The organism is Thermus sediminis, assembly GCF_003426945.1.
In the GTDB taxonomy this organism is placed as follows: domain Bacteria; phylum Deinococcota; class Deinococci; order Deinococcales; family Thermaceae; genus Thermus; species Thermus sediminis.
Genome location: NZ_QURO01000004.1, coordinates 1,676,877 through 1,698,533, shown reverse-complemented (window position 1 = coordinate 1,698,533; position 21,657 = coordinate 1,676,877). Strand labels below are relative to the sequence as shown.

At 68.8% G+C, this 21,657-nt stretch carries 25 protein-coding genes and 1 tRNA gene; 7 read left to right on the top strand and 19 right to left on the bottom strand.

Annotated elements, in window-relative coordinates; genetic code table 11:
* Positions 1 to 34: 34 nt before the first annotated feature.
* Positions 35 to 1,993, bottom strand: a complete 1,959-nt coding sequence (tkt, locus tag ATI37_RS09780) for a transketolase (protein ID WP_117238178.1) — start codon at positions 1,991 to 1,993, stop codon at positions 35 to 37.
* A 153-nt stretch (positions 1,994 to 2,146) separates the two neighbouring features.
* Between tkt and ATI37_RS09775 the strand changes: the two genes are divergently transcribed.
* Positions 2,147 to 2,223 (top strand) — tRNA-Arg (locus ATI37_RS09775).
* A gap of 58 nt (positions 2,224 to 2,281) precedes the next feature.
* Here ATI37_RS09775 and ATI37_RS09770 read toward each other — a convergent pair.
* The 9 genes from ATI37_RS09770 to proS all read right to left on the bottom strand — a co-directional run bounded on the left by ATI37_RS09770 (position 2,282) and on the right by proS (position 10,905).
* Positions 2,282 to 2,527 carry a cupredoxin domain-containing protein gene (locus ATI37_RS09770; RefSeq protein WP_117238177.1) on the bottom strand — a complete coding sequence of 82 codons (246 nt, stop codon included), beginning with the start codon at positions 2,525 to 2,527 and terminating at the stop codon, positions 2,282 to 2,284.
* Positions 2,528 to 2,603: 76 nt separating this feature from the next.
* Positions 2,604 to 3,377 (bottom strand): cupin domain-containing protein, encoded by a 774-nt coding sequence (locus tag ATI37_RS09765; RefSeq protein WP_117238176.1) that lies wholly within the window; start codon positions 3,375 to 3,377, stop codon positions 2,604 to 2,606.
* Positions 3,378 to 3,445: 68 nt separating this feature from the next.
* The gene (locus ATI37_RS09760; protein WP_117238175.1) at positions 3,446 to 4,087 is read right to left on the bottom strand and encodes an anti-sigma factor; all 642 of its coding nucleotides are present in this window, start codon (positions 4,085 to 4,087) and stop codon (positions 3,446 to 3,448) included.
* The gene (locus tag ATI37_RS09755; RefSeq protein ID WP_117238174.1) at positions 4,084 to 4,602 is read right to left on the bottom strand and encodes a sigma-70 family RNA polymerase sigma factor; all 519 of its coding nucleotides are present in this window, start codon (positions 4,600 to 4,602) and stop codon (positions 4,084 to 4,086) included. Before ATI37_RS09755 ends, ATI37_RS09760 begins: the two co-directional genes overlap by 4 nt.
* 68 nt (positions 4,603 to 4,670) lie before the next feature.
* Positions 4,671 to 6,212 carry a DEAD/DEAH box helicase gene (locus tag ATI37_RS09750; protein ID WP_117238173.1) on the bottom strand — a complete coding sequence of 514 codons (1,542 nt, stop codon included), beginning with the start codon at positions 6,210 to 6,212 and terminating at the stop codon, positions 4,671 to 4,673.
* Between the two features lie 72 nt (positions 6,213 to 6,284).
* The gene (locus ATI37_RS09745) at positions 6,285 to 7,499 is read right to left on the bottom strand and encodes a molybdopterin molybdotransferase MoeA (protein ID WP_117238172.1); all 1,215 of its coding nucleotides are present in this window, start codon (positions 7,497 to 7,499) and stop codon (positions 6,285 to 6,287) included.
* 5 nt (positions 7,500 to 7,504) lie between these two features.
* Positions 7,505 to 8,629, bottom strand: coding sequence for an MFS transporter (locus ATI37_RS09740; RefSeq protein ID WP_117238592.1), 1,125 nt, complete (start codon positions 8,627 to 8,629; stop codon positions 7,505 to 7,507).
* Positions 8,626 to 9,291 carry an endonuclease III gene (gene nth, locus ATI37_RS09735; protein WP_117238591.1) on the bottom strand — a complete coding sequence of 222 codons (666 nt, stop codon included), beginning with the start codon at positions 9,289 to 9,291 and terminating at the stop codon, positions 8,626 to 8,628. Before nth ends, ATI37_RS09740 begins: the two co-directional genes overlap by 4 nt.
* A gap of 180 nt (positions 9,292 to 9,471) precedes the next feature.
* Positions 9,472 to 10,905 (bottom strand): proline--tRNA ligase, encoded by a 1,434-nt coding sequence (proS, locus tag ATI37_RS09730; RefSeq protein WP_117238171.1) that lies wholly within the window; start codon positions 10,903 to 10,905, stop codon positions 9,472 to 9,474.
* Between the two features lie 32 nt (positions 10,906 to 10,937).
* Here proS and ATI37_RS09725 point away from each other — a divergent pair, with 32 nt between their 5' ends.
* Positions 10,938 to 12,158 (top strand): 2,3-bisphosphoglycerate-independent phosphoglycerate mutase, encoded by a 1,221-nt coding sequence (locus tag ATI37_RS09725; RefSeq protein WP_117238170.1) that lies wholly within the window; start codon positions 10,938 to 10,940, stop codon positions 12,156 to 12,158.
* A gap of 10 nt (positions 12,159 to 12,168) precedes the next feature.
* Complete coding sequence (locus ATI37_RS09720) at positions 12,169 to 12,720, top strand: Uma2 family endonuclease (protein WP_117238590.1); 552 nt, start codon at positions 12,169 to 12,171, stop codon at positions 12,718 to 12,720.
* Here ATI37_RS09720 and ATI37_RS09715 read toward each other — a convergent pair.
* Genes ATI37_RS09715 through ATI37_RS09675 form a run of 9 tightly spaced genes read right to left on the bottom strand, consistent with a single transcriptional unit; the run spans position 12,698 to position 18,913 of the window.
* Complete coding sequence (locus ATI37_RS09715; protein WP_117238169.1) at positions 12,698 to 13,672, bottom strand: DHH family phosphoesterase; 975 nt, start codon at positions 13,670 to 13,672, stop codon at positions 12,698 to 12,700. The genes ATI37_RS09720 and ATI37_RS09715 overlap by 23 nt on opposite strands.
* Before the next feature lie 12 nt (positions 13,673 to 13,684).
* Positions 13,685 to 14,104, bottom strand: coding sequence for a PIN domain-containing protein (locus tag ATI37_RS09710; protein ID WP_117238168.1), 420 nt, complete (start codon positions 14,102 to 14,104; stop codon positions 13,685 to 13,687).
* A complete protein-coding gene (locus tag ATI37_RS09705; RefSeq protein WP_117238167.1) occupies positions 14,088 to 14,327 on the bottom strand; it encodes a DUF6364 family protein in 240 nt (79 codons plus the stop codon). Before ATI37_RS09705 ends, ATI37_RS09710 begins: the two co-directional genes overlap by 17 nt.
* Positions 14,328 to 14,358: 31 nt before the next feature.
* Entirely contained in the window at positions 14,359 to 15,063 is a 705-nt protein-coding gene (tmpR, locus tag ATI37_RS09700) for a bifunctional dihydropteridine reductase/dihydrofolate reductase TmpR (protein ID WP_117238166.1), read from the bottom strand.
* The gene (locus ATI37_RS09695) at positions 15,060 to 15,470 is read right to left on the bottom strand and encodes an NUDIX domain-containing protein (RefSeq protein WP_117238165.1); all 411 of its coding nucleotides are present in this window, start codon (positions 15,468 to 15,470) and stop codon (positions 15,060 to 15,062) included. The genes tmpR and ATI37_RS09695 overlap by 4 nt, the downstream gene beginning before the upstream one ends.
* Entirely contained in the window at positions 15,425 to 16,207 is a 783-nt protein-coding gene (locus ATI37_RS09690) for a CDP-alcohol phosphatidyltransferase family protein (protein ID WP_117238164.1), read from the bottom strand. Before ATI37_RS09690 ends, ATI37_RS09695 begins: the two co-directional genes overlap by 46 nt.
* Before the next feature lie 2 nt (positions 16,208 to 16,209).
* On the bottom strand, positions 16,210 to 16,836 hold the full coding sequence (cmk, locus tag ATI37_RS09685) for a (d)CMP kinase (protein ID WP_117238163.1): 627 nt from the start codon (positions 16,834 to 16,836) through the stop codon (positions 16,210 to 16,212).
* Positions 16,821 to 18,110: a 3-phosphoshikimate 1-carboxyvinyltransferase gene (aroA, locus tag ATI37_RS09680; RefSeq protein WP_117238162.1), complete on the bottom strand. Its 1,290-nt coding sequence runs from the start codon at positions 18,108 to 18,110 to the stop codon at positions 16,821 to 16,823. Before aroA ends, cmk begins: the two co-directional genes overlap by 16 nt.
* 5 nt (positions 18,111 to 18,115) lie before the next feature.
* Positions 18,116 to 18,913 (bottom strand): class I mannose-6-phosphate isomerase, encoded by a 798-nt coding sequence (locus ATI37_RS09675; protein WP_117238161.1) that lies wholly within the window; start codon positions 18,911 to 18,913, stop codon positions 18,116 to 18,118.
* Positions 18,914 to 18,920: 7 nt separating this feature from the next.
* On the opposite strand from ATI37_RS09675, the gene ATI37_RS09670 reads away from it, so the two are divergent.
* From ATI37_RS09670 to ATI37_RS09655, 4 genes are all read left to right on the top strand, one after another.
* Positions 18,921 to 19,793 carry an SIS domain-containing protein gene (locus ATI37_RS09670; protein WP_117238160.1) on the top strand — a complete coding sequence of 291 codons (873 nt, stop codon included), beginning with the start codon at positions 18,921 to 18,923 and terminating at the stop codon, positions 19,791 to 19,793.
* A 99-nt stretch (positions 19,794 to 19,892) separates the two neighbouring features.
* Positions 19,893 to 20,573, top strand: coding sequence for an endonuclease V (locus tag ATI37_RS09665; RefSeq protein WP_117238589.1), 681 nt, complete (start codon positions 19,893 to 19,895; stop codon positions 20,571 to 20,573).
* 5 nt (positions 20,574 to 20,578) lie between these two features.
* The gene (locus ATI37_RS09660; RefSeq protein ID WP_117238159.1) at positions 20,579 to 21,214 is read left to right on the top strand and encodes a lysophospholipid acyltransferase family protein; all 636 of its coding nucleotides are present in this window, start codon (positions 20,579 to 20,581) and stop codon (positions 21,212 to 21,214) included.
* Between the two features lie 122 nt (positions 21,215 to 21,336).
* Positions 21,337 to 21,630 (top strand): HU family DNA-binding protein, encoded by a 294-nt coding sequence (locus ATI37_RS09655; RefSeq protein WP_117238158.1) that lies wholly within the window; start codon positions 21,337 to 21,339, stop codon positions 21,628 to 21,630.
* Positions 21,631 to 21,657: the final 27 nt, after the last annotated feature.

The window sequence follows — 21,657 nt, the reverse complement described above, 5'->3', positions numbered from 1 at the left end:
CCTCTCCCCTTCCCACGGCATAGAAGCGGTGTGCCTACACAAGAAGGGAAAGCAAGGCCTCCGCCACCCTTTCCGGGGTGAAACCCAGCCTCTCGTAAACCTCGGGGTAGGGGGCGCTGGCCCCAAAGCGGTCCAGGCCCACCACCTTGTGGGCGTAACGCTCCCACCCCAGGCCCGCCCCCGCCTCCACGGCCACCGTGGGCAGGCCCGGGGGGAGGACCTCCTTCCGGTAGGCCTCGGGCTGGGCGGCGAAGAGTTCCAAGGAGGGCAGGCTCACCACCCGGACCCGCCTTCCCTTCTCCAAGAGGAGGGCCCGGGCCTTCAGGGCCAGGTGGACCTCGCTCCCCGCGGCCACGATCACCCCCTCGGGGTCTTCGGCGTCCTCCAGGACGTAGCCACCCCGCAAAAGCCCCTTGGCCTTCACCGGGGAGAGGAGGGGCACGGCCTGCCGGGTGAGGATGAGGGCCGTGGGGCCCTCCTTGCGCCTTAGGGCCACCTGCCAGGCGTAGAAGGTCTCGTAGGCGTCGGCGGGGCGGATGACCCAGAGGCCCGGCATGGCCCTTAGGCCCGTGAGGTGCTCCACGGGCTGGTGGGTGGGGCCGTCCTCCCCTAGGGCGATGGAGTCGTGGGTGAAGACGAAGACCGTGGGCGTGCCCATGAGGGCCGCCAGGCGGATGGCGGGGCGCATGTAGTCAGAGAAGACCAGAAAGGTGCCCCCGTAGGCCCGGTACCCCCCGTGGAGGTTCAGGCCGTTCAGGATAGCCCCCATGGCGTGCTCCCGCACCCCGAAGTGGAGGTAGCGCCCCAGGGGGTTCTCCCGGGAGAAGGGGGTCATCCCCTCGGCCTGGGTGTTGTTGGAGGGGGTGAGGTCGGCGCTACCCCCAAGGAGCTCGGGCATCCGGGGAACGAGGAGGCCCAAGGCCCTGCCGCTAGCAGCCCTCGTGGCCACGGGCTTGTCAAAGGCGGGAGGCTCCTCGGGTAAGGAAGGAAGCCCCCCCCCTAGGCGGCGGGAAAGCTCCCCATAGAGGTCGGGGAAGGCCTTGGCGTAGGCCTCCATGGCCCTCTCCCAGGCCTCCTGCCAGGCCCAGCCCTGCTCCCGCAGGTTCATGTGGCGGTAGACCTCCTCGGGGACCACGAAGGGGGGGTGGGGCCAGGCCAGGTTCCTCCGGGTGGCCTCCACCGCCTCCGGCCCCAGGGGCTCCCCGTGGGCCTTGTGGGAGCCCTGCTTGGGGGAGCCGTAGCCGATGTGGCTCCGCACGGCGATGAGGCTCGGCCGCTCGTCCAGTTGGGCCAGCTTGATGGCGTGGCGCAGGGCCTTTAGGTCGTTGGCGTCCCCCACCCTCAGGGTGTGCCAGCCGTAGGCCCGGTAGCGGGCCAGGACGTCCTCGGTGAAGGCCAGGTCCGTGGGGCCGTCAATGGAGATGCGGTTGTCGTCCCAGAAGACGATGAGCTTGGAAAGCCCCCAGGTCCCCGCCAGGGAGCTGGCCTCCCCCGAGACCCCCTCCATCAGGTCTCCGTCCGAGGCCAGGACGTAGGTGTAGTGGTCCACCACCTGGTGCCCGGGGCGGTTGAACTCGGCGGCGAGCTTCTTTTCCGCCAGGGCGAGGCCCACGGCGGTGGCGATCCCCTGGCCCAAGGGCCCTGTGGTCACCTCCACCCCCGGGGTGTGGCCGTACTCGGGGTGGCCTGGGGTCTTGGAGCCCCACTGGCGGAAGCGCTTTATCTCCTCCAAGGGCAGATCGTAGCCCGTAAGGTGGAGGACGGCGTAGAGGAGCATGGAGCCGTGCCCCGCGGAGAGGACAAAGCGGTCCCGGTTGGGCCAGGAGGGGTCCAGGGGGTTGTGGCGCATGACCTCCCGAAAGAGGAGGTAGGCCAGGGGGGCCATGGCCATGGGCATCCCGGGGTGGCCGCTCTTGGCCTGTTCCACGGCGTCTACCGCCAGGAAGCGGATGGCGTTCACCGAAAGGGCGGTGAGGTCCTTGGTCTCGGTCATGTTCCCTCCAGGCTATGAAGAGAAGCTGGGCACAAGGCGGCCCACCACAGGGGCAAGCGCAAAGCCCCCCTTGTCCGAGAGGGAGCCTGGCCCCGGGAAAGACTATACGCCTTGCCTAAGGCCCCGAGGGGTGGTAGAATCCTCAAGGCGTGGGCGCCCGTAGCTCAGCAGGATAGAGCGGGGGCTTCCTAAGCCCTAGGTCGGGGGTTCGAATCCCTCCGGGCGCACCAGAAAGAAACCTTCCGCCCAGGGAAGCCTGGGCGGAATCCTTTTTGTCTGGGGCTCCACCTACTCTTCCACCTCGAGGCTAAAGACCATATAGGGGTGGATCCGGCCGTAGATGGCGTAGATCCCGGGCTCGGTGAAGGTGCGGCGGAACTCGGCCCTCGAGGCCGGTACGCTGCTGTCATAGCGGCCCTGGTCGTCGGCCACGGTGTGGGGAGCCTGGCCTTGGTTCACGAAGCCCAGGGTGGCCCCCGGGGCGACCCTCAGGGCCTTGGGCCAGAACTCAACGTCCACCAGGCTCACCCGCACCTCGGCCCCTCCAGGCGCCTTGGGGGCGGTGGGGCCACGGAGGCGCAGGCGCTAGGCAGGAAGAGCGCACCGCCCCTCATAGGAAGACCACATCCCCCATCAGGGCCGGTCCGAAGACGGAGAGGAAGCTCAAGGTCCCCTGGAACTGGTGGATGGCCCCGGCGGGGACCAGGATGAGGCTCCCCGGGCCCACCCTCTCCCGCTTGAGCTCCACCTGGGCCGTTCCCTCACCCTCCAGCACGTAGATGGCCTCGTCCCGGGCGCGGTGGTAGTGCCAGGGCTGCCCGGTGCGGGTGGCCACCGCCACCACCGTGCCCAGGGGGTGGTTGGCCAAGCCTTGGGCGGCGAAGGGGCGGTCCTGGGGCACGGCGGGGGGCTTGGGGGTGAGGAGGATGGGAACCCCCTCCTGGGGCCCGGGGCCCTGGTCCACGAAGACCACGTCCCCCATGAGCCTGGGGCTAAAGCGGGAGAGGAGGTCCAGCTCCCCGAGGAAGGCGTGTGCGGTCATGGGGGGAATGAGGACCACTTGTCCGGGAGCAAGGGGAACCTCTTTACCTGCAGCCAAGAACCGCCCTTCCCCCCGTAGGACCAAGGCCACCTCCAGCCGCTCCCGGTGGTAGTGGAGGGGCTGCTCCTTGACGGTGCGGATGAGGACGGAGGTGCCCAAGGGGGTCTCCCCCACCCCCTGGGCGACGAAGGGCCGGCCGGGGGGCACGGCCACCCCGGCAAAGTCCCCAGGGTAGCGGCGGAAGATCCCTTCCCCCGTGGCCTGAACCAGGGCCCAGGCCCGGCCCGCCAAGGCCGAAAGCGCTACGGTCCCTACCGCCTGCAAAAACGCCCTACGCTCCACGATCTCACCTCCACTAGGCCATACCCCTCGAGGGCGCCCGTTGGATCTTAAGGGTCATCCTGGCCTCCTCAAATCCGCGCCCGGCCTACGGAGGGCGTGGTTGGGGCGGGACTTCCCCCGGGGGGCTCCACCGAAACCCCCACCAGGCTCCCCTCGGGCAGGGGGCCCACCTCCAAGAGGGGCGTGGGGGAGAGGCCAAGGCTTTGGCGCTGCCCATCCAGGATGAGCCAGGCCTGGTAGACCCGGCCCGGGGGCGGCGGGGACTTTAGGAGGAGCAGGACCTCGCCTTGGGCGGTGCGCAAGGCCCAGCCCGTCTGCCGCCCTCCCGGGTCCAAAAGGGGCATGAGCCGGGCGCCTGGCTCAGCGGCCAGGTCAAAAAACCGCCTCCGGGCAGAGACCCCTCCCCACCACCGCAACGCCCCCAGGATGCTGACGGCAAGGACGCCCACGAGACCCAGGGAAAGGCCCAGCACTAAGACCCGTCTACGTTCCCACAGGGGCCGGGTGCGGAGGCGCTCCCGGAGGTCCCCTTCCCAGGAAGAGGGCACGGGCACCTCGGGGACCAGAGCGCTCAAGGCCTCGAGGTGGGCCTGGTAGGCGGCGCGGCACGAGGGACAGGACCGCAGGTGAGCCATAAGCCCCCTCCGCTCCCCCTCGGGCAGGAGGTCCAGGGCCAGGCGCACCAGGTCGTCTGGGTTGGGGTGGATCATTTGAGCTTCCCCTCCAGCTTGGCCAAGGCGCGGCGCAGGCGGCTTTTCACCGTACCCAAGGGCCAGCCCAAGAGCAGGGCCAGCTCGCTATGGGCGTAGCCCTGGAAGTAGGCGAGCTCCAAAAGCCTCCGCTCCTCCGGCTCCAACGCTTCCAGGGCCTTGGTCACCCAAAGCCGCTCCAGATGGTCCTCCCCACCCAGGGGCTCCCACGCCCCGTCCTCTTCCCACAGGACGAAACGCTCCGAAGCCCTTAGGCGTTTTAGGGCAAGCCTATGGGCAATGGTGAGAATCCAGGTGGCGGGCCGTCCCAGGGCGGGGTCAAAGCGCTCTGCCTTGTTCCAGATGCGCAGGAAGGTTTCCTGTACCACGTCCTTGGCCTCATGCCCATCCCGGAGGATTCGCCGGGCCAGACCGTGGACGCGAGGAGCATAACGGCGGTAAAGGCACAGAAGGGCCTCCTCGTCCCTCCAGGCCACCCGGCGGAGGAGGTGGATGTCCCCTTCATCCTCGCCCATACTGCAAGGTGGTACTCCAAAACCCCCGGACTTAGATCCCTAAACCCGTGGCAACCCCCCAAAGGGCCTCAGTGGGACCGGGCCGGGCGGCGGGGGCGGGAGGCGGTCTCCAAAAGCCCTTCCACCCGCTTAGCCCGCTCCAGCCTGATCCCCTGGACCTCGGCCGCCTTGGCCAGGTCCTGGGGGCGGAGGTCCACGTAGAAGCCCCCCTCGGCCTCGGCAATCTTGCCCACCTCGAGGCCCCGCTCCTTCAAAAGGGCCACCAGGCGGGGCAGGGTGAGCCTCGGCCCCGTGGCCCGGTGGGTGATCCACCCCTCCTCCCCGGTGAGGAGGCTCTTCTCCTTGGGGGCCCCGCCCAGGAGGAGGGCCATGAGGGCGGCCACCACCTCCACCCGCCCCTCGGCGAAGAGGCGGCCGGCGAAGTCCAGGTAAAGCTTGTAGTCCTTCTCCGGCACCCGGGCCAGACGGGCCAGGAGGTGCTGCCACTTGGCCTCCAAGACCTCCTCCGGCGTGGGGGGGTTGACCCGCTTGAAGGAGCGCCCCACGGCCCGCTCCAGCTCGCCTAGCTCCCGCCTCTCCCGAGGGCCGTAGAGGATGACCACCTCCCCTCCCCTACCCGCCCGCCCCGTGCGCCCGGAGCGGTGCTGGTAGGCCTCGGGGCTATGGGGGAGGCGGTGGTGCACCACCAGGTCCACCTCGGGGATGTCCAGGCCCCGGGCGGCCACGTCCGTGGCCACCAGGACCTTGACCTCCCCCTCGCGGAAGGCCCCCATGACCCGCTCCCGGTCCGCCTGGGAGAGGTCCCCGTGGATGGCCCGGGCCAGGTGCCCCAGGCGGATGAGCCCCGTGGCCACCTCCTCGGTCTCCGCCTTGGTCTTGGCGAAGACGATGGCCCGCTTGGGGGCCTTCACGTAGAGGAGGTCGGAGAGGAGGGAAAGCCTTTCCGCAGGGGCCAGGATGGCCTCCTCCCGGTAGGTGACCCCCTCCTCCCGCACCACGTTGATGACCACCGGGCTTCGCATGTACCGCTCGGCCAGCCTCCTGGCCCAGGAGGGCAGGGTGGCGGAGAAGAGGAGGGTCTGGCGGGAGGGGGGCGTGGCCGAGAGGAGGGCCTCCACCTCCTCCTCAAAGCCCATGGAAAGCATCTCGTCCGCCTCGTCCAAGACGGCGATCTGCACCTCTGAGAGTGCCAAGACCCCTTGGCGCAAAAAGTCCAGGGCCCGGCCCGGGGTGGCCACCACGGCGTCGGCCCCCCGCGAAAGCTCCTCCTTTTGCTTGCTGTACCCCGTGCCCCCATAGACGGGGACCACCTTGAGATGGGGGGCGAGGGCGGCGAGCTCCGAGGCCACCTGGAGGGCGAGCTCCCGGGTGGGCGCGAGGACCAGGGCCCTGGGCTTCCTGCCCCTTTCCCGGCTTGGCGCCAGCCTCTCAGCGATAGGCAGGGCGAAGGCCAGGGTCTTGCCGGTGCCCGTGCGGGCCTGGCCGATCAGGTCCCTCCCCTCCAGGGCCAGGGGCAGGGCCGCCGCCTGGATGGGGGTGGGGGCGGTGATGCCTCGCCTATGGAGGGCTTCCTTGATCTCGTCCTTCAGGGGGAAGTCTTTGAACTCCACTTCTTGTCCTTTCCGGGCCCACCCGCGCCCGAAAAGGGAGGTGACGCCCGTAAACCTTAGCAGTCTAGGGAACTAGGGCACAAAAGTCAAGGGGATAACCTCCACCTCCTCGCCCTCCGCCGCATCCTGGTCCGGGGGGAGGACCACCAGAGCGTTGCCGAAGGCCATGGAGCGCAAGACCCCGCTACTTTGGTTCCCGGTGGTGCGGACACTGGCCCCCCCGGCAAGGGAAAGGATGCCCCGGCGGAAGACCTTCTTCCCCTTGGCCCCCTTGAAGGGGGTCTCCGCCCTGGCCCTCAGGGAGCCGTAAGGGGGTTCCGTGCGCCTCAGGAGGCGGAAGAGGAAGGGCCTCCCATAGAGGAAGAAGGTGACCATGCTGGAGACCGGGTTCCCGGGGAGGCCCAAGACGGGAAGCCCCCCAAGACGGGCGAAGAGCAGGGGCCCCCCGGGCTGCTGGCGCACCTTCCAGAAGACCACCTCCCCCTTCTCCTCCAGGACCTGGCGCACCACATCGTACTCCCCCATGGAAACCCCCCCAGAGGTGAGGAGGAGGTCCAAAGGGCCCGCCTCCTCCAGCCTCCCGAGGACCGCCTCGGGGTCGTCCGGCACCTTGCCCAGGAGGACGGGCTCCCCCCCGGCCTCGAGGACCAGGCCCAGGAGGCTAAAGGCGTTGGAGTTGTAGACCCCCCCGTAGGGCAGGGGCTCCCCGGGCTCCACCACCTCGTCCCCAGTGGAGAGGATGCCCACCCTAGGCCGCCGGTAGACCCGGACCCGGGGATGGCCCATGGCCGCCGCCAGGCCTAGCCTTCCGGGGGTGAGGAGGTCCCCCCGCCTCAGGTAGACCTCCCCCCGCCGGAGGTCGTCCCCTTTGGGGCGGATGTCCTTAGGGCTCGCCGGGGCAAAGAGGAGGACCTCCTCCCCTTCCCTTCGGGTGTCCTCCACCCGGACCACCGCGTCCGCCCCCCTGGGGATGGGGGCCCCGGTGTAAATGGCCACCGCCTCCCCCTTCCCCACTTCCCCCAGGAAGGGCTTCCCCGCCGGGGCCTCCCCGATCACCCTAAGGCGCACTGGGCGCTCGGGGGAGGCGGAAAGGGTGTCCTCCTCCCGGCAGGCATAGCCGTCTATGGCGGTGTCGTCCTGGTCGGGGTGGTCCACGGTGGAGGCCAGGTCCTCGGCCAGGACCCGGCCAAAGGCCTCCCCCAGGGGCAGGGTCTCCACGCCAAGCTCCCCCTTGGCCTCCAAAAGGACCCGCTCCAGGGCCTCCTCTACGCTAAGGTTCGTCCGCATGGGTTTCAGTCTACCCGCTTGCGGAAGGCCCAGGGCCAGAGGGCGATCCCCAGGGCGTAGAGGGTGAGGGTGGCCGCGAAGAGGTAGTTGAACCCCAAAAGCCCCAAGGCCCCCTGGACCAGCCCGGAGAGGGCGCTCCCCAGGGCGAAGAGGAGGCCCCAAAGGGCGGTTTCCACCAGGAAGAACCCGGGCCTCTCCTCCTCCTCTAGGTAGTCCATGACCAAGGCGGCGTAGACCGGCCCGGCGGCGTTCATGAGGGCCCCGCGGATGAGGAGGGCAAAGGTGACCACGGGAAGCCAGGGGGCCCAGGCCAAGGCGGCCAGAAAGGGTAGGGAGAGGGCTTGGACGAAGACGATGGCCCCAAGCTTCCCCAGGCGGCCCACCAGGAGGGGCTGGAGGAGCATGGCCACCCCTGTGGCCAGGGAGGAGAGGGCGAAGACGAACCCCGTGGCCCCGTAGCTGAGGTCGAACCTCTCCTTCAGGTAGAGGTTCAAGAAGGGGATGACGAGGCCCGCCCCGAAGCCAATGAGCACCTGGGGTAGGAAGAGCCTAAACCACAGGAGGAAGCGGCGGGAAAGCCTGAGGGGCCTCCTATCCCCGTCCCCAGCGGGAAGACCCCGGATGAGGGGAAGCCCCAAAAGGAAAAAGGGCAAGGCGAAGAGGAGGACGAAGCGGGCCCCGAAGAGCTCGGAGAGGTAGCCCGCAAGGAGGGTGGAGAAGAAGCCGCTTGCCGTGGTGAGGGCTGCCTGGAGGCTGAAAAAGGCCACCCGTCGCTCCTCGGGGACCAGGCGGGCGAGGAGGGGAGCTGCCGCCCCCTGGACCAGGGCCCCTGCCAGGCCGTATAGGGCGAGACCAGGGAAGACGAGAAGGCCTAGGCCCAGGAGGAGGACCCCCAGGAGGGTGAGGAGGAAGGCCAAGTAGAGGCTTCGCAGGTACCCGAGCCGGGGTATGAGGTAGGCGAGGGGGAGGGCGAAGGCTACCCCCGAGAGGAGGAGGACGGCCTGGGCTAGGCCGATGGCCTGGCGGGTGTAGCCCAGGGCCTCGAGGTGGAAGTTGAGGAAAAAGTAGACCAGGTTGGCCCCGAAGGAGAAGAGAAAGGCGGCCAGGAGGAAGCGGTAGGCGGCCCTCAAGGGACCTCCCGGCTGGGGCAGTAGGGGAAGAGGGCGCAGGCCCCGCACCTGGGTCTTTTAGCGGTGCACACGTACCGCCCGTGGAGGACCAGGGCGTGGTGGAGGTAGACCCACTTCTCCTTGGGGAAGAGGGCCTCGAGGTCACGGCCAATCCTTTCCGGGACCTTGGCCTCCGAGAGGCAAAGCCTCCTGCTCACGCGGGCCACGTGGGTGTCCACGGCGATCCCCGGAATCCCGAAGGCTGCCCCCAGGACCACGGTGGCCGTCTTCCACCCCACGCCGGGGAGGCGCATCAGGGCCTCCTTCTCCCTGGGCACCTCCCCCCCGTGCTCCGCCAGGAGCCTCTGGGCCAGGGCCACCAGGTTCCTGGCCTTGGTCCGGTAGAGGCCGATCCTCTGAATGAAGGGCTCCACCTCCTCGGGGGTGGCCTCCGCCAGGGCCTTGGGGTCGGGAAAGCGGGCGAAGAGGGCTGGGGTGGCCTCGTTCACGCTCCTATCCGTGGCCTGGGCGGAGAGGACCGTGGCCACGAGAAGCTGGAAGGGGTTCTCGTGGCGGAGCTCGGTGCGGGCCTCCAGGTAGGCCTTTTCTAGGGCCTCCAGGATCTTTTGGGCCCGCGCCCCTTTCGCCCCTTTGGCCTCCTTAGGGCACGCCACGGCTTCCAATCTACAGGAAAGGCGGAAAGGGCCAAGCCTGAGCCCCATGGGCATCGCGTGCTGGGGCCGAAGGTCCCCTTAGGGGGCCTCCCAAGCGCCCAGACACAAACTTCGCAAACGTGGGACCCACTTCGGTACGGGGGAGCACTTTCCGGGGCCCCCACCGGCGCGAAAACCAGGGTGGGGTGCTCAGTAGGCCTTGGCGAAGACCACCCGCTTGCCATAGGCGCCAGGCCGGCCGCAGCGCACGCAGGCCCCCGTCCCCTCCTCTCCCTCAAAGGGGACGCAGCGGACGGTGGCGGTGGTCTCCTCCTGGATGAGCCTCTCGCAGGCCTTGTCCCCGCAGTGGAAGGCCAGGGCAAAGCCCTCCTGCACCGCCTCCTTGAGGGCCTCGTAGCCGTCCACCTTGCGGGTTCTGCTCTCGCGGAAGTCCAGGGCCCGCTGGTACAGGGCCTGGTGGAAGGCGTCCAACCGTTCGGGCAGGACCTCGGGCAAGGCCGCAAGAGGAAGGGGTTCCTTTCCCCCTAGGCGGCTGGCCAGCACCGCCTGGCCCCCTTCCAGGTCCTTGGGCCCCAGCTCCACCCGGAAGGGCACCCCCTTGAGCTCCCACTCGTGGAACTTGTACCCAGGGGTGTACTGGTCCCGGTCGTCCAGGTGGACCCGGAGGCCCCGGGCAGAAAGGGCCTTCTTGAGCCCAAAGGCCGCCTCCAGGACCCTTTCCCGGCTCTCCTCCTTATAGATGGGCACGAGGACCACCTGGATGGGGGCCAGGCGGGGCGGGAGGATGAGGCCCCTATCGTCCCCGTGGGTCATGATGATGGCCCCGAGGAAGCGCCAGGAAAGCCCCCAGCTCGTGGTGTGCACGTACTTCACCTCGAGGTCCTTGTCCTGGAACTTGATCCCGAAGGCCCGGGCGAAGTTCTCCCCCAGGTAGTGGCTGGTACCGGACTGGAGGGCCTTGCCGTCCCGCATCATGGCCTCAATGGTGGTGGTGTAGACCGCCCCGGCGAACTTCTCCTTCTCGGTCTTGAGGCCCTCTATGACGGGGATGGCCGCGTGCTCCCGGGCGAGCTTGGCGTAGATGGCGAGCATCCGCCGCACCTCCTCCTCGGCCTCCTCCTTGGTGGCGTGGGCGGTGTGCCCCTCCTGCCAGAGGAACTCGCTCGTGCGGAGGAAAGGCCTCGTGCGAAGCTCCCAGCGCACCACGTTCCCCCACTGGTTGAGGAGCTGGGGCAGGTCCCGGTAACTTTTGATCCACCTGGACCACATGTAGCCGATCACCGTCTCCGAGGTGGGGCGCACCGCCAGGGGCTCCTCCAGCTCCTCCCCCCCGGCGTGGGTCACCACGGCGAGCTCGGGGGAGAAGCCCTCCACGTGCTCCGCCTCCTTCTTGAGAAAGCTCATGGGGATGAAGAGGGGGAAGTAGGCGTTCTGGTGGCCCGTCTCCTTGAACATGCGGTCCAGGACCCCCTGGATGTTCTCCCAGATGGCGTAGCCGTAGGGCCTGACCACGACGGTGCCCCGGACGGGGCCGTAGTCGGCGAGCTCCGCCCTTTGGATGACCTCGAGGTACCACTCGCTGAAGTCTTGGCTCTGAGGGGTGAGGCCCTTCTCCTTCGCCATACCCGCCCATCTTACCCCAGTAGAATGGCCCCATGGACCTTTTCCCCGTGCTCAAGGAGCTGGCGCAACCCTCGGACAGCAAGATCCTCCTGGTGGTCCTGGACGGGGTGGGGGGGCTCCCTCTGGAGCCCGGGGGGGCCACGGAGCTGGAGGCCGCCCTCACCCCCAACCTGGACGCCCTAGCCCAGGAGGGCGCCCTGGGCCTCCTCACCCCCGTCCACCCCGGCCTGGCTCCGGGCTCCGGCCCCGGCCACCTGGCCCTCTTCGGCTACGACCCCTTCCGCTACGCGGTGGGCCGGGGGGCCCTAAGCGCCCTGGGCCTGGGGGCGGACTTCCGGGAGGGGGATGTGGCCTTGAGGGGGAACTTCGCCACGCTAGCCGAGGACGGCACCGTCCTGGACCGCCGGGCGGGCCGCCCCTCCACCGAGGAGAACGCCCGGGTCGTGGCCAAGCTCAAGGAGGCCATTCCCCGGGTGGAGGACGTGGAGGTCCACTTCTATACGGAAAGCGAGCACCGCTTCCTGGTGGTCCTCCGCGGGGCAGGGCTCTCCGACCAGGTAGCGGACACCGACCCCCAGAAGCCGGGCCTAAGGCCCCTCCCTCCCCGGGCTCTAAGCCCGGAGGCAGAGAGGACCGCTAGAGTCTTGAACCTCCTCTCGGAGCGCATCCGGGAGGTCCTAAAGGGGGAGCCCAGGCTGAACGGGGCCCTTTTCCGCGGGGCCTCGGGAAGGCCCGTCTTCCCCAAGATGGGGGAGGTCTACGGCCTGAGGGCGGCCGCCATCGCCAGCTACCCCATGTACAAGGGCCTGGCCAGCCTGGTGGGCATGGAGGTCCTCCCCGTGGAGGGGGAAGGGGACGCCCTCGAGGGCAAGGTGAAGGCCCTGCGGGAGAACTGGGACCGGTGCGACTTCTTCTACTTCCACGTGAAGGGGACGGACGCCATGGGCGAGGACGGGAACTTCCTTGGCAAGGTGGAGAAGATAGAGCGCTTTGACGCCCTCCTTCCCGGGATCCTGGCCCTCAGGCCCACGGTGCTCGCCATCACCGGAGACCACTCCACCCCCGCCCTCCTCAAGGGCCACTCCTGGCACCCCGTGCCCCTCCTCCTCAAGGCTCCCTACCTGCGGGCCGACGAGGCCGGGCGCTTCACGGAAAAGGAGGCCCAGAAGGGAAGCCTGGGCCACCTCCGGGGCGTGGAGCTCATGCCCCTCCTCCTGGCCCACGCCGGGCGGCTCGCCAAGTACGGGGCCTAAAATGGGGGAGATGCTCCGGCACCGCCTGAGCCTCGAGGAGTTCCAGGCCCTCCTGGAGAAGGCCCCGGAAGGGGTCCGCCTGGAACTCCTAAACGGCGAGGTGTACGAAATGGCCCCCATCAGCAGCGGGCACGCTAGCCTGGTCACCTATCTAGCCAAACAGCTGGAAAGGCTCTACGGGGACCGGGCTCTGGTCTACGTGCAAAACCCCTTGCGCCTTTCCCAGCACTCCCTTCCCCAGCCAGACCTGGCCCTGCTCAAGCCCCGGGAAGACTTTTACCGGGCCCGGCTCCCCGAGCCCGGGGACACCCTTTTGGTGGTGGAGGTGAGCCTCTCTAGCCGGGAGCTGGACCTCAAGGTGAAGCTCCCTCTGTATGCCCAAGGGGCCATCCCCGAGGTTTGGCTGGTGGAGGAAACGGGGACCCTGGAAGTGTACCGGGAGCCCCGGGGAAGCCACTACCGCCACCGCCTCCTCCTGGAGCCGGGGGAGGAGGTGGCCCCCCTTCTCCTCGGCCACCCCCTCCTGCGCTGGGACCCCCCTAGAGGTACCCCGCCCGCCTGAGCTCCTCGGCCACGGCCTCGAGGACCATCTCGTAGGCCCGGTCCAGGTCCACCCCCTGCAGGGTGGCCCCCGCCGCGGGCACGTGCCCGCCCCCGCCCAGGCGCAGGGCGATGTTCTGGGCGGAAACCCCACCCCGGGAGCGGAGGGAAACCTTCACCCCTTCTTCCCGCCTGCGCAAAAAGGCGGAGACCACGCTCCCCTCCACGTATCGGATGAGGCCCACGAAACCATCCGAGTCCTCCTCCGGGGCCGCCTCCTCGGGTAGGTGGGCGGTAACCAAAAGGCCGCCAAAGTGGAGGGCCAGGGTGGAGAGGACCTGGCCCAGGAGGCGGAAGTAGGAGGGGGGGCGGAACTGGAGGCGGTCGGTGAGCTCGGGAAGCTTCACCCCGTAGCCCAAAAGCTCCGCCGCCACCCTTAGGACCTCAGGGGTGGTGTTGGCGAAGCGGAAGTTGCCCGTGTCCGTGAGGATGCCGGTGAGGACCGGGGTGGCGATCTCCTCCGTCCACGCCACCCCCAGGAGGTCAATGAGGTCCTTGACCATCTGGGCCGTGGCCGCCTTGGAGGGGTCCACGACGGCGAACTGGCCAAAGCGGGGGTTGGTGCCGTGGTGGTCTATATTGATAACGAACCCCTCCACCGGCACCCCCACCACCCGGGAAGGCTCGGCGCTGTCCAGGACCACCAGGGTGGCCCCGGGGGGCAGGTGGTCCACGGGGTCAGCGTACTCCTCCTCCTTGGGCAGGAAGCGGAGGAAGCGGGGGGGCTCCGCCACCCAATGGGCCTCCTTGCCCAAGGCCTTGAGGGCCCTGTAGAGGCCCAGGGAGCTCCCGATGGCGTCCCCATCGGGGTCCACGTGGGTGGCGATGTAGATGGGGCCCTCCACCGCCTTCAGCACCTCGGCCACCAGGCGCATCTTCTCCCAGTACTTGGGCTCGGGGGCGTTGCCGTCCACGTGGCTAGGCTATCACGCAAAGGGGTTTTCCACCCGCACGCTCCCATAGGAGGCGGGGTGCAGGTCCTCGCTCCAGACCACCCGGGCCCCTAAGGCCCTGGCGCTTTGCAGGATCATGGCGTCCCAGAAGGAAAGGCGGTGCCCCTCCGAAAGCTCCGCAGCCTGGAGGAGGTCCTCCAAAGAAGGGGTGTGGAGCCTGGCCTTACCCAGGTCCTTCAGGACCTGGCGGGCCACCTGGGGCTCCAGGGGAACGGGAAGCTTCCGGGTGGCCACTACGTAGAACTCCTGCAGGACCTGAAGGGAAAGGGCAAGGCTTCGTTGGGCAACGAGGCGCTCTAGGAGGGCGATGGCCCGAGCCCGCTTCTTCCCCCCGGCCCGGTCGTAGGCGTAGACCAAGACGTTGGTGTCCACGAACTCAAGCCCCCCGGGCATGCCGCTCCTCCCGGGAAGGCAAGGCCTGGCCCTCGCTGGAGAAGAGCCCTTGGCGCATCCAGGAGAGCTGGCGGGCCATGGCCTCCTCCGGGCCCTCCTCGGCCAAAGCCTGCCGGAGAAGCTCCTCCACGAAGGCGTTTAGACTCTGGCCCCGCTTCAGGGCCACCTCCCGCGCCCGGCGCACCAGGTCCTCGGGAAGCCGCAGGGTCAGGTTCCGGCCCATGGCCCCATTCTAGCACATCATGATGTGCGACCTAAAGGTTCCACCCCCCCGCCACCTCCAGGACCTGGCCCGTGAGGTAGGGCTCCCGGACGAAAAAGAGGACCGCCCGGGCGACCTCCTCTAGGAGGGCCAGCCTGCCCATGGGGATCTCCTGGATGGGCTTGGAGATGGAGTTCTCCGCCACCCCAGGGGCCACCACGTTGGCGGTGATCCCCGCGGTGGCGAAGCGCTTGGCGATGGCCTTGGTGTAGAGGATCACCCCGGTCTTGGCGATGACGTAAGGGGTGATGTGGGGCCGGGCCAGGAGGTTCTGGGCCCCCGCATACCCCAGGTTCACGATGCGGCCAAAGCCCTGCTCCACCATGAGGGGGAGGACCCTCTGGGTGAGGAGGAAGGTAGCGGTGAGGTTGGTGTCCAGGATCCAGCGCCACTCCGCTAGGCTCACCTCCTCTATGGGCTTATAGAGGTAGTCCCCCACGTTGTTGACCAGAACCCCAATCCCCCCCAGGTGGTAGCGGACCTCCTCCACAAGATGGGCCACCTCCTCCTCCCGGGTGAGGTCGGCCCGGACCTTGATGGCCCTCACCCCCAGGGCCTCCGCCTCCTGCCGGGTGGCCTCGGCCAACCCCTCGGAGGTGCGGTAGTGGACGGCCACGGCATAGCCCTCCCGGGCCAGGGCCAGGAGGATGGCCCGGCCGATGCCCTTGGCGCTTCCCGTGACCAGGGCAGCCCTCATGCCCCCTCCAGGTAGCGCTCCAAGAGGAGCCGGGTGAAGCTATTGAGGGGGTAGGCGAGCCCCGCCTCCGGCTCCACCCAGGCCCACTCCAGGATCTCCTCATTGGGGCGCACCTCCCCTTCCCCCCTGGCGAAGTAGTTGAGGAGGAGCATGTGGGTGGGCCTATAGAACTCGGGGCTAAAGAGGGCCTCCTGCACCAGGGCGAAGCGGACCTCCAGGAGGTCCAGGTTCACCTCCTCCCGGATCTCCCGCCTTAGGGCGGCCTCGAGGGCCTCCCCATAGGCCACCTTTCCCCCCGGCACCCCCCATAGCCCCCGCCACTTGGCGGTGCGCACCAGGAGCACCTTCCCCTCCCTTTCCACTAAGGCTCCCACCGTGGGGATGGGATACTGCGGAGGACTCTCCATACGTACCAAGCCCCAAGATACAGGGCCTGGAGGAGGACGAAGGTGAGGTAGGCCCTAGGCTGGTGGAAGAGGAGGAAGACCCCCAGGAAGAAGAGCTGGGTGGTGAGGCCCAGGTTCACCACCCCTGCCAGGGCCGCCTCGTCAAAAAAGCGCCTGGGGTCCAAGCGGAGGCCTTTCAGGAGAAGCCCCTCCAGAAGGGATATGGCCCGGTCCTGGGGGAGGAAGAGGAGGCGGTAGACCCCCCGCAGAAGGGCGAGGAGGGGGCTTGGGGAATCCTTTGCCTCTTCTGGAAGGGGAAGGCCCCGGTGAAGGCGGTAAAGCCTCTCCAGGTTGAAGTCGTAGGACTGGACCAGGGTGAAGACCAAAAAGGCCAGGAGGGCCATCCCCCAGGCCTCCGTCCTCGCCCCCAGGGCCAGAAAGAGGAAGAGGTTGCCCAGGAAGTCTAGCTCCGTGTCCAGGTAGCGCCCCAGCTCCGTGGCCTCGCCCCTTAGGCGGGCGAGCTGCCCGTCGGCGTTATCCAGGATGGTCTTCGCCTGGAGGAGGAGGGCAGCCAGAAGGTCCTGGCCCCAAAGGATGAGCGCCGCAGAAAGGAGAACCAGGAGGGTGTGAAAAAAGACCAAGTGATGGGGCTTGATCGGGGTCGGTAGGAGAAGCCGCACCACGAGGTGGGCCAGGGGGCGGAAGAGGAGGACGTTCAAAAACTCCTGGACCGGCCTCGCCTTGGCCCCGGGCACCACGGCTAGTCCTTAAGGTGGGCAAGAATCCTCTCCACCACCGCCTCGAGGCCGAGGTCGCTGGTGTCCAGGACGAGGGCATCCGGGGCGGGGGCGCTTTGCGCCCGGTCCCGCTCGTCCCTTAGGAGGAGGTCCCGGAGCACCCCCTCGTAATCCCCTGGCCGCTCCTTGGCCCGCCTCCTGGCCCGGACCTCGGGCCTGGCGGTGAGGTAGAACTTGTGGGGGGCCTCGGGGAAGACCACCCTCCCCATGTCCCGCCCCTCGGCCACGAAGGGGGGGGGCACTTCCCTGAGCCTCCGGTTCACCCAGGCCCGCACCCCAGGAAGCCTCGCCACCTGGGAAACCACACGGTCCACCGCCTCCGTGTGGAGGTGGGGGGTCAGGTCCTCCCCATCCGCCAGGACCCAGTTCCCCTCCTTTTCGGGCACCAGGCGGACCTGCCGGGCCTCGAGGAGGGCCAAAAGCCCCCCCTCATCCTCCAGGTCTACCCCCGCCCTGAGGGCCAGATAGGTGGCGGCCCGGTAGAGGAGGCCGCTGGAGAGGTAAGGCACCCCTAAGGCCTCCGCCACCCGCCGGGCCACGGAGCTCTTCCCCGAGGCCGAGGGGCCATCTATGGTCACGATGCCCCGCATAGGCCTAGGAGGTCCTGGAAAAACCCGGGGTAGGAGATCTCCGCCCACCTGGGCTCCCGCACCCTTACCCCCACGGGGAGGCCCGCCACAGCGAAGGCCATGGCGATGCGGTGGTCACCGAAGGGCTCCACCTCACCCCTCCTCACCCCGCCCCCCCGAATCCTAAGCCAGTCCGGCCCCTCCTCCACCTCCACCCCCAGGGCCCGGAGATTGTGGGCGATGGCCGCCACCCGGTCGGACTCCTTGACCCGGAGCTCGGAAAGCCCCGGGATGAAGGTCTCCCCTTCCGCCCAGGCAGCGGCCGCCGCCAGGATGGGCACCTCGTCCACCATGAGGGGGATGAGGCCCGGGTCCACCTCCACCCCCTCTAGGGGGCTATACCGGGCCCGGACGTAGCCCACGGGCTCCCCCGCCTCCCCCTCGAGGACCCGCCACTCTAGATCGGCCCCCATGGCCTTCAGGACCTGGAGGAGCCCGGTGCGGGTGGAGTTCAGGCCCACCCCCTCCACCACCACCTCCGAGCCCGGCACCACGAGGGCCGCCACCAGGAAGAAGGCGGCCGAGGAGAAGTCCCCGGGGACCGTAAGGTCCTTGGCGGGGAAGGGCCCGGCCCTACGGGTGCGCACCCACCCTTCCCCCCTTTCCAGGGGCAGGCCGAAGTGGCGGAAGAGCCTTTCCGTGTGGTCCCGGGTGGGGACGGGCTCCGCCACCTCCGTCACCCCCTCGGCGAAGAGGCCCGCCAGGAGGAGGGCGCTCTTCACCTGGGCGCTGGGGACGGGGAGGGTGTAGCGGATCCCCCTTAGGGCGGCCCCCCGGACGGCGAGGGGGGCCCTCCTCCCCCCTTCCCGGCCGTCTATCCAGGCCCCCATGGCCCTCAAGGGCTCGGCCACCCGGCTCATGGGCCGCCCCCTTAAGGAGGCGTCCCCGGTGAGGACGGCGAAAAGCCCATCCTGCCCTGCCAGGATCCCCAGGATGAGGCGCATGAGGGTGCCGGCGTTGCCGCAGTCCAGGACCTCCTCAGGCTCCCTCAGGCGGAGGCCCTGGCCCCTGACCAGGAAGTGGGGCCCCTCCTCTAGGATCTCCGCCCCCAGGGCCCGGAGGACCCGGGCGGTGGAGAGGGTGTCCCCCGCCTTCAAGGGGTGGTAAAGCCACCCCTCCCCCTCCGCCAGGGAGAGGAGCATGAGGCCCCGGTGGGTCACGGACTTGTCCCCGGGCACCTGCAAGGCGCCCCGCAAGGGGCCGCAGGGGGCGAGGTCCAAAAAGGGCCGGTCCATGCCCCCTAGTCTTCCCACCCCAAAGGGTTTTGGTCAAGGGCAGGGCCTGCCCCCAGGAGGAGGCCCTCCCCCTGGAAGGCCACCTCCTCCCCAGGGGCGAGGAGGAGGGTGTGGGGGGGCTTCAGGGCCTGCCCCTGGAGGCGGGCCTCCCCCTCCAGGAGAGTGAGGACCAGGGGAAGGTCTGGCCTCAGGGTGAGGCTTCCCCCTAGGGGGAAGCGGTAGAGGTGGAAGTGGGGGGTCTTCAAGAGCCGCTCCCCTCCCAGGACAGGCTCGGGGGTTGTCAGGGGAATGGGGGTGGGGTGGAGGAGGGCCACCTCCAGGGCCTTCTCCAGGTGGAGCTCCCGGGGGCGGCCATGGTCGTAGAGGCGGTAGGTGAGGTCCGAAGGGGTCTGGACCTCGTAGACCCGCACCCCGGGCCCCAGGGCGTGGACCACCCCCGCGGGCAGGTAGACCACCTGCCCCGGCCTGACCGGGACCTTCCGGAGGAGGGCCTCGAGGCTCCCCTCCTCCACCCCCCTTCGCACCTCCTCCGGGCTCACAGGCCTCCTGAAGCCGTAGACGATCTCCCCGGGGGAGAGGACGTACCAGGCCTCGTACTTTCCCGGCCCCCCCTCCACCCTCCGGGCGTAGGCGTGGGGCGGGTGCACCTGGACGGAAAGCCACTCCGCCGGGTCCAGGAGCTTCACCAGGAGGGGCGCCTCGCAGAGCCAGACCTCGCCGATCCCGGGGCCAAAGCCCAGGGCGCTTCCCCCCCAGATCCGGGGCACGGGCTTAAGATGGCAGGGACTCACGGAGGGTAGCATAAGGGGTATGCGCGACCTGGACCGCGAGGAAACCTACCTGGCCGACCGCAGGGGCCTGGCCCTGGAGCTCAGGGACCTGGTGGGCACGGGGCCCGTGCCCCAAAGGGCCTACCCTGGCCCCCACGGGGCCCTAGCCTATGGAGAGGGGCGGTTCGCCACGGAACTGCTATCCCTCCCCGAGTGGACCGAGGAGGGGACCCTCTTCCTCCTAGAGGGCGGATACGATCTGGGGGAGGCGGCGGCCATGGGCCTCCTGGCGGAAAGCGGCCGGGCCCAAGTGGTGCGGGTGGGCTTCCGGGAAGGGGTGGAGGCCCATATCCCCCCAAGCCCCCTAAGCCCCTACCGCTACCTCCGCTTCCTCCTCCTGGCCACGGGGCAGGAAGAGGCCCTGAAGGAGGTGGACGAGAAGCTCCTTCAGGAGAGAAGGCGGCTAGGCCCCGAGATCCCCCTGGGGGAAAACCCCGCCAAGTTTCTGGCCTACACCCTCCTAGAGCGGCTTCCCCTCTTCTACTGCCCCTTCTTCCGTCCCCTGGAAGGAGCGGCCCAGAGCCTCCTCGCTCGGATCGGGAAAAGCCTCTCCCTGACTCCGCCCCATAGCGCCCTGGAGTTCTTCCTGACGGGCCTCGAGGCCCGCCACGAGCAGGGGGACCCCCTGGTCGCCGTCCTCCTGGGAGGGGGGGAGGCCGTGGCCTTGGCCAAGGAGATCCTGGAGACCCGGGTGGACGCCCTCGCCGAGGTCCCCCCGCTCGAGGGAAGCCGCCTCGCCCAGGCGGTGGCCCTCTGGTACCGCCTGGCCTGGACCGCCTACTACCTGGCCCTCCTCTACGGGGTAGACCCCTCGGACGGGGAGGTCCTGGAAAGGCTTAGGGAGGTGAGTTAAGTGCCCGCGCTTTGGTTTCGCAACATGAGAGGCCCAAGCCAGGGCTATGGAAGCCTCTTTGGGGCCCCCGCCGCGGCGAAAGCCGCGGTGGGGTACTTAGTGGAGATCCCCCCCTTCCCCAGGCCCGGGAGCTTGGAGGAGGCCCTGGCCCTCCAGGAGGCCCTGGCGGGGAAGGTGGTGGTGGCGGGAAGCCTGGAAGGGGTGCGGCGCATCGCCGCCTTGGACGCCGCCCACAAGCGGGGGAGGCCCCTTGTGGCCGTGGCCGTGCTCTACGACTTGGAGGAAGGCCTCCTCCACGTGGGGAAGGGGATCGTCCCCGAGAAGGCCCTCTTCCCCTACGTGCCCGGGTTCCTCTCCTTCCGGGAGGCTCCCGCCTACCTCCTGGCCCTGAAGGCCCTCCCCGAGGCCCCGGAGGCCCTTCTGGTGGACGGGCAGGGCATCGCCCATCCCCGGGGCCTGGGCATCGCTGGCCACCTGGGGGTGCATCTGGACCTGCCCAGCGTGGGCGTGGCCAAAAACCCCCTCTTCGGCCGCCCCGAAGGGCCCCTGCCCTGGGAAAAGGGGAGCGCCGTGCGCCTCCTTTCCCCGGAGGGGAGGCCCCTGGGCTACGCCTACCGGAGCCGGGCTGGGGTCAAGCCCCTTTACGTCTCCCCGGGGCACCGGGTGGGCCTCGAGGAGGCTCTGGAGTTCGTGAAGCGCCTTCCCACTCGCTTCCGCCTCCCCGAGCCCATGCGCCTGGCCCATCTGGAGGCGGGAGAGGCCCTAAGGGCCTTAGACTAGGGGCCGTGGAAGCCCCAAAGCCCAATCCCGTCTACCGGGCTGCTTGGTATCTAGCCCGGTTCCTCCTCCACCTCCTCTTCGGCTACCGGGTGGAAGGAAGGGAAAGGGTGCCTGAGCAAGGCCCGGTCATTCTGGCCGCCAACCACCTTTCCATCCTGGACCCCATCGTCATCGGGGCGGGGATAAGGCGGCCCGTGAGCTTCCTGGCCCGGGCGGACGTCTTCCGCCTCCCCCTCCTCTCCTGGCTCCTGCCCCGGCTTTACGCCATCGCCGTGGAGCGGGGAACGGGGGATCTTTCCGCCATAAAGGGCGCCATCCGAGCCCTGGAAAGGGGCATGGCCTTCGGCATCTTCCCCGAAGGCACGAGGAGCCGCAACGGCAGGCTCCAGCGCCTCAAGACTGGGGTGGCGTCCATCGCCTTCCGCACGGGAAGCCCTGTGGTGCCCGTGGCCGTGGTGGGAACGGAAGAGGCCTGGCCCGTGGGGCGGAAGCTCTTCCGCCTGCGCCGGCCCGTCCGGGTGGTCTACGGGGAGCCTATTCCCGTTCCGAGGAAAAGCAAGGTTTCCCACCAGGAGCTGGAAAACCTCACCCAGGAGATCGAGGCTCGGGTAAGGGAACTCCTCCCCCCTCGGTACCGCTAGAGGCAATGCTTTCGTTATCACATATTGCTATACGCGATGGAAGAAATGGGACGGGGTATTGCAGGAGGGGATTGAGGCGTGATATATTCCCTCCGGAAGGGAAAAGGGGAGGGAGGTGAAGAATGGCAGCAAAGAAAACGGTCACCAAAGCGGATCTGATAGACCAGGTCGCGTCGGCCGCCGGCCTCAAGAAGAAGGACGTGAAGGCTGCGGTAGACACCTTTTTGGCCAAGGTGGAAGAGGCCGTGGGCACGGGTAACAAGGTGCAGCTCACCGGCTTCGGCACCTTTGAGGTGCGCAAGCGGAAGGCCCGCACCGGCGTGAAGCCCGGCACCAAGGAGAGGATCAAGATCCCGGCCACCCAGTACCCCGCCTTCAAGCCGGGCAAGGCCCTCAAGGAAAAGGTCAAGAAGTAGCCTATTCCCTTCCCCCCGGGGGGCTTG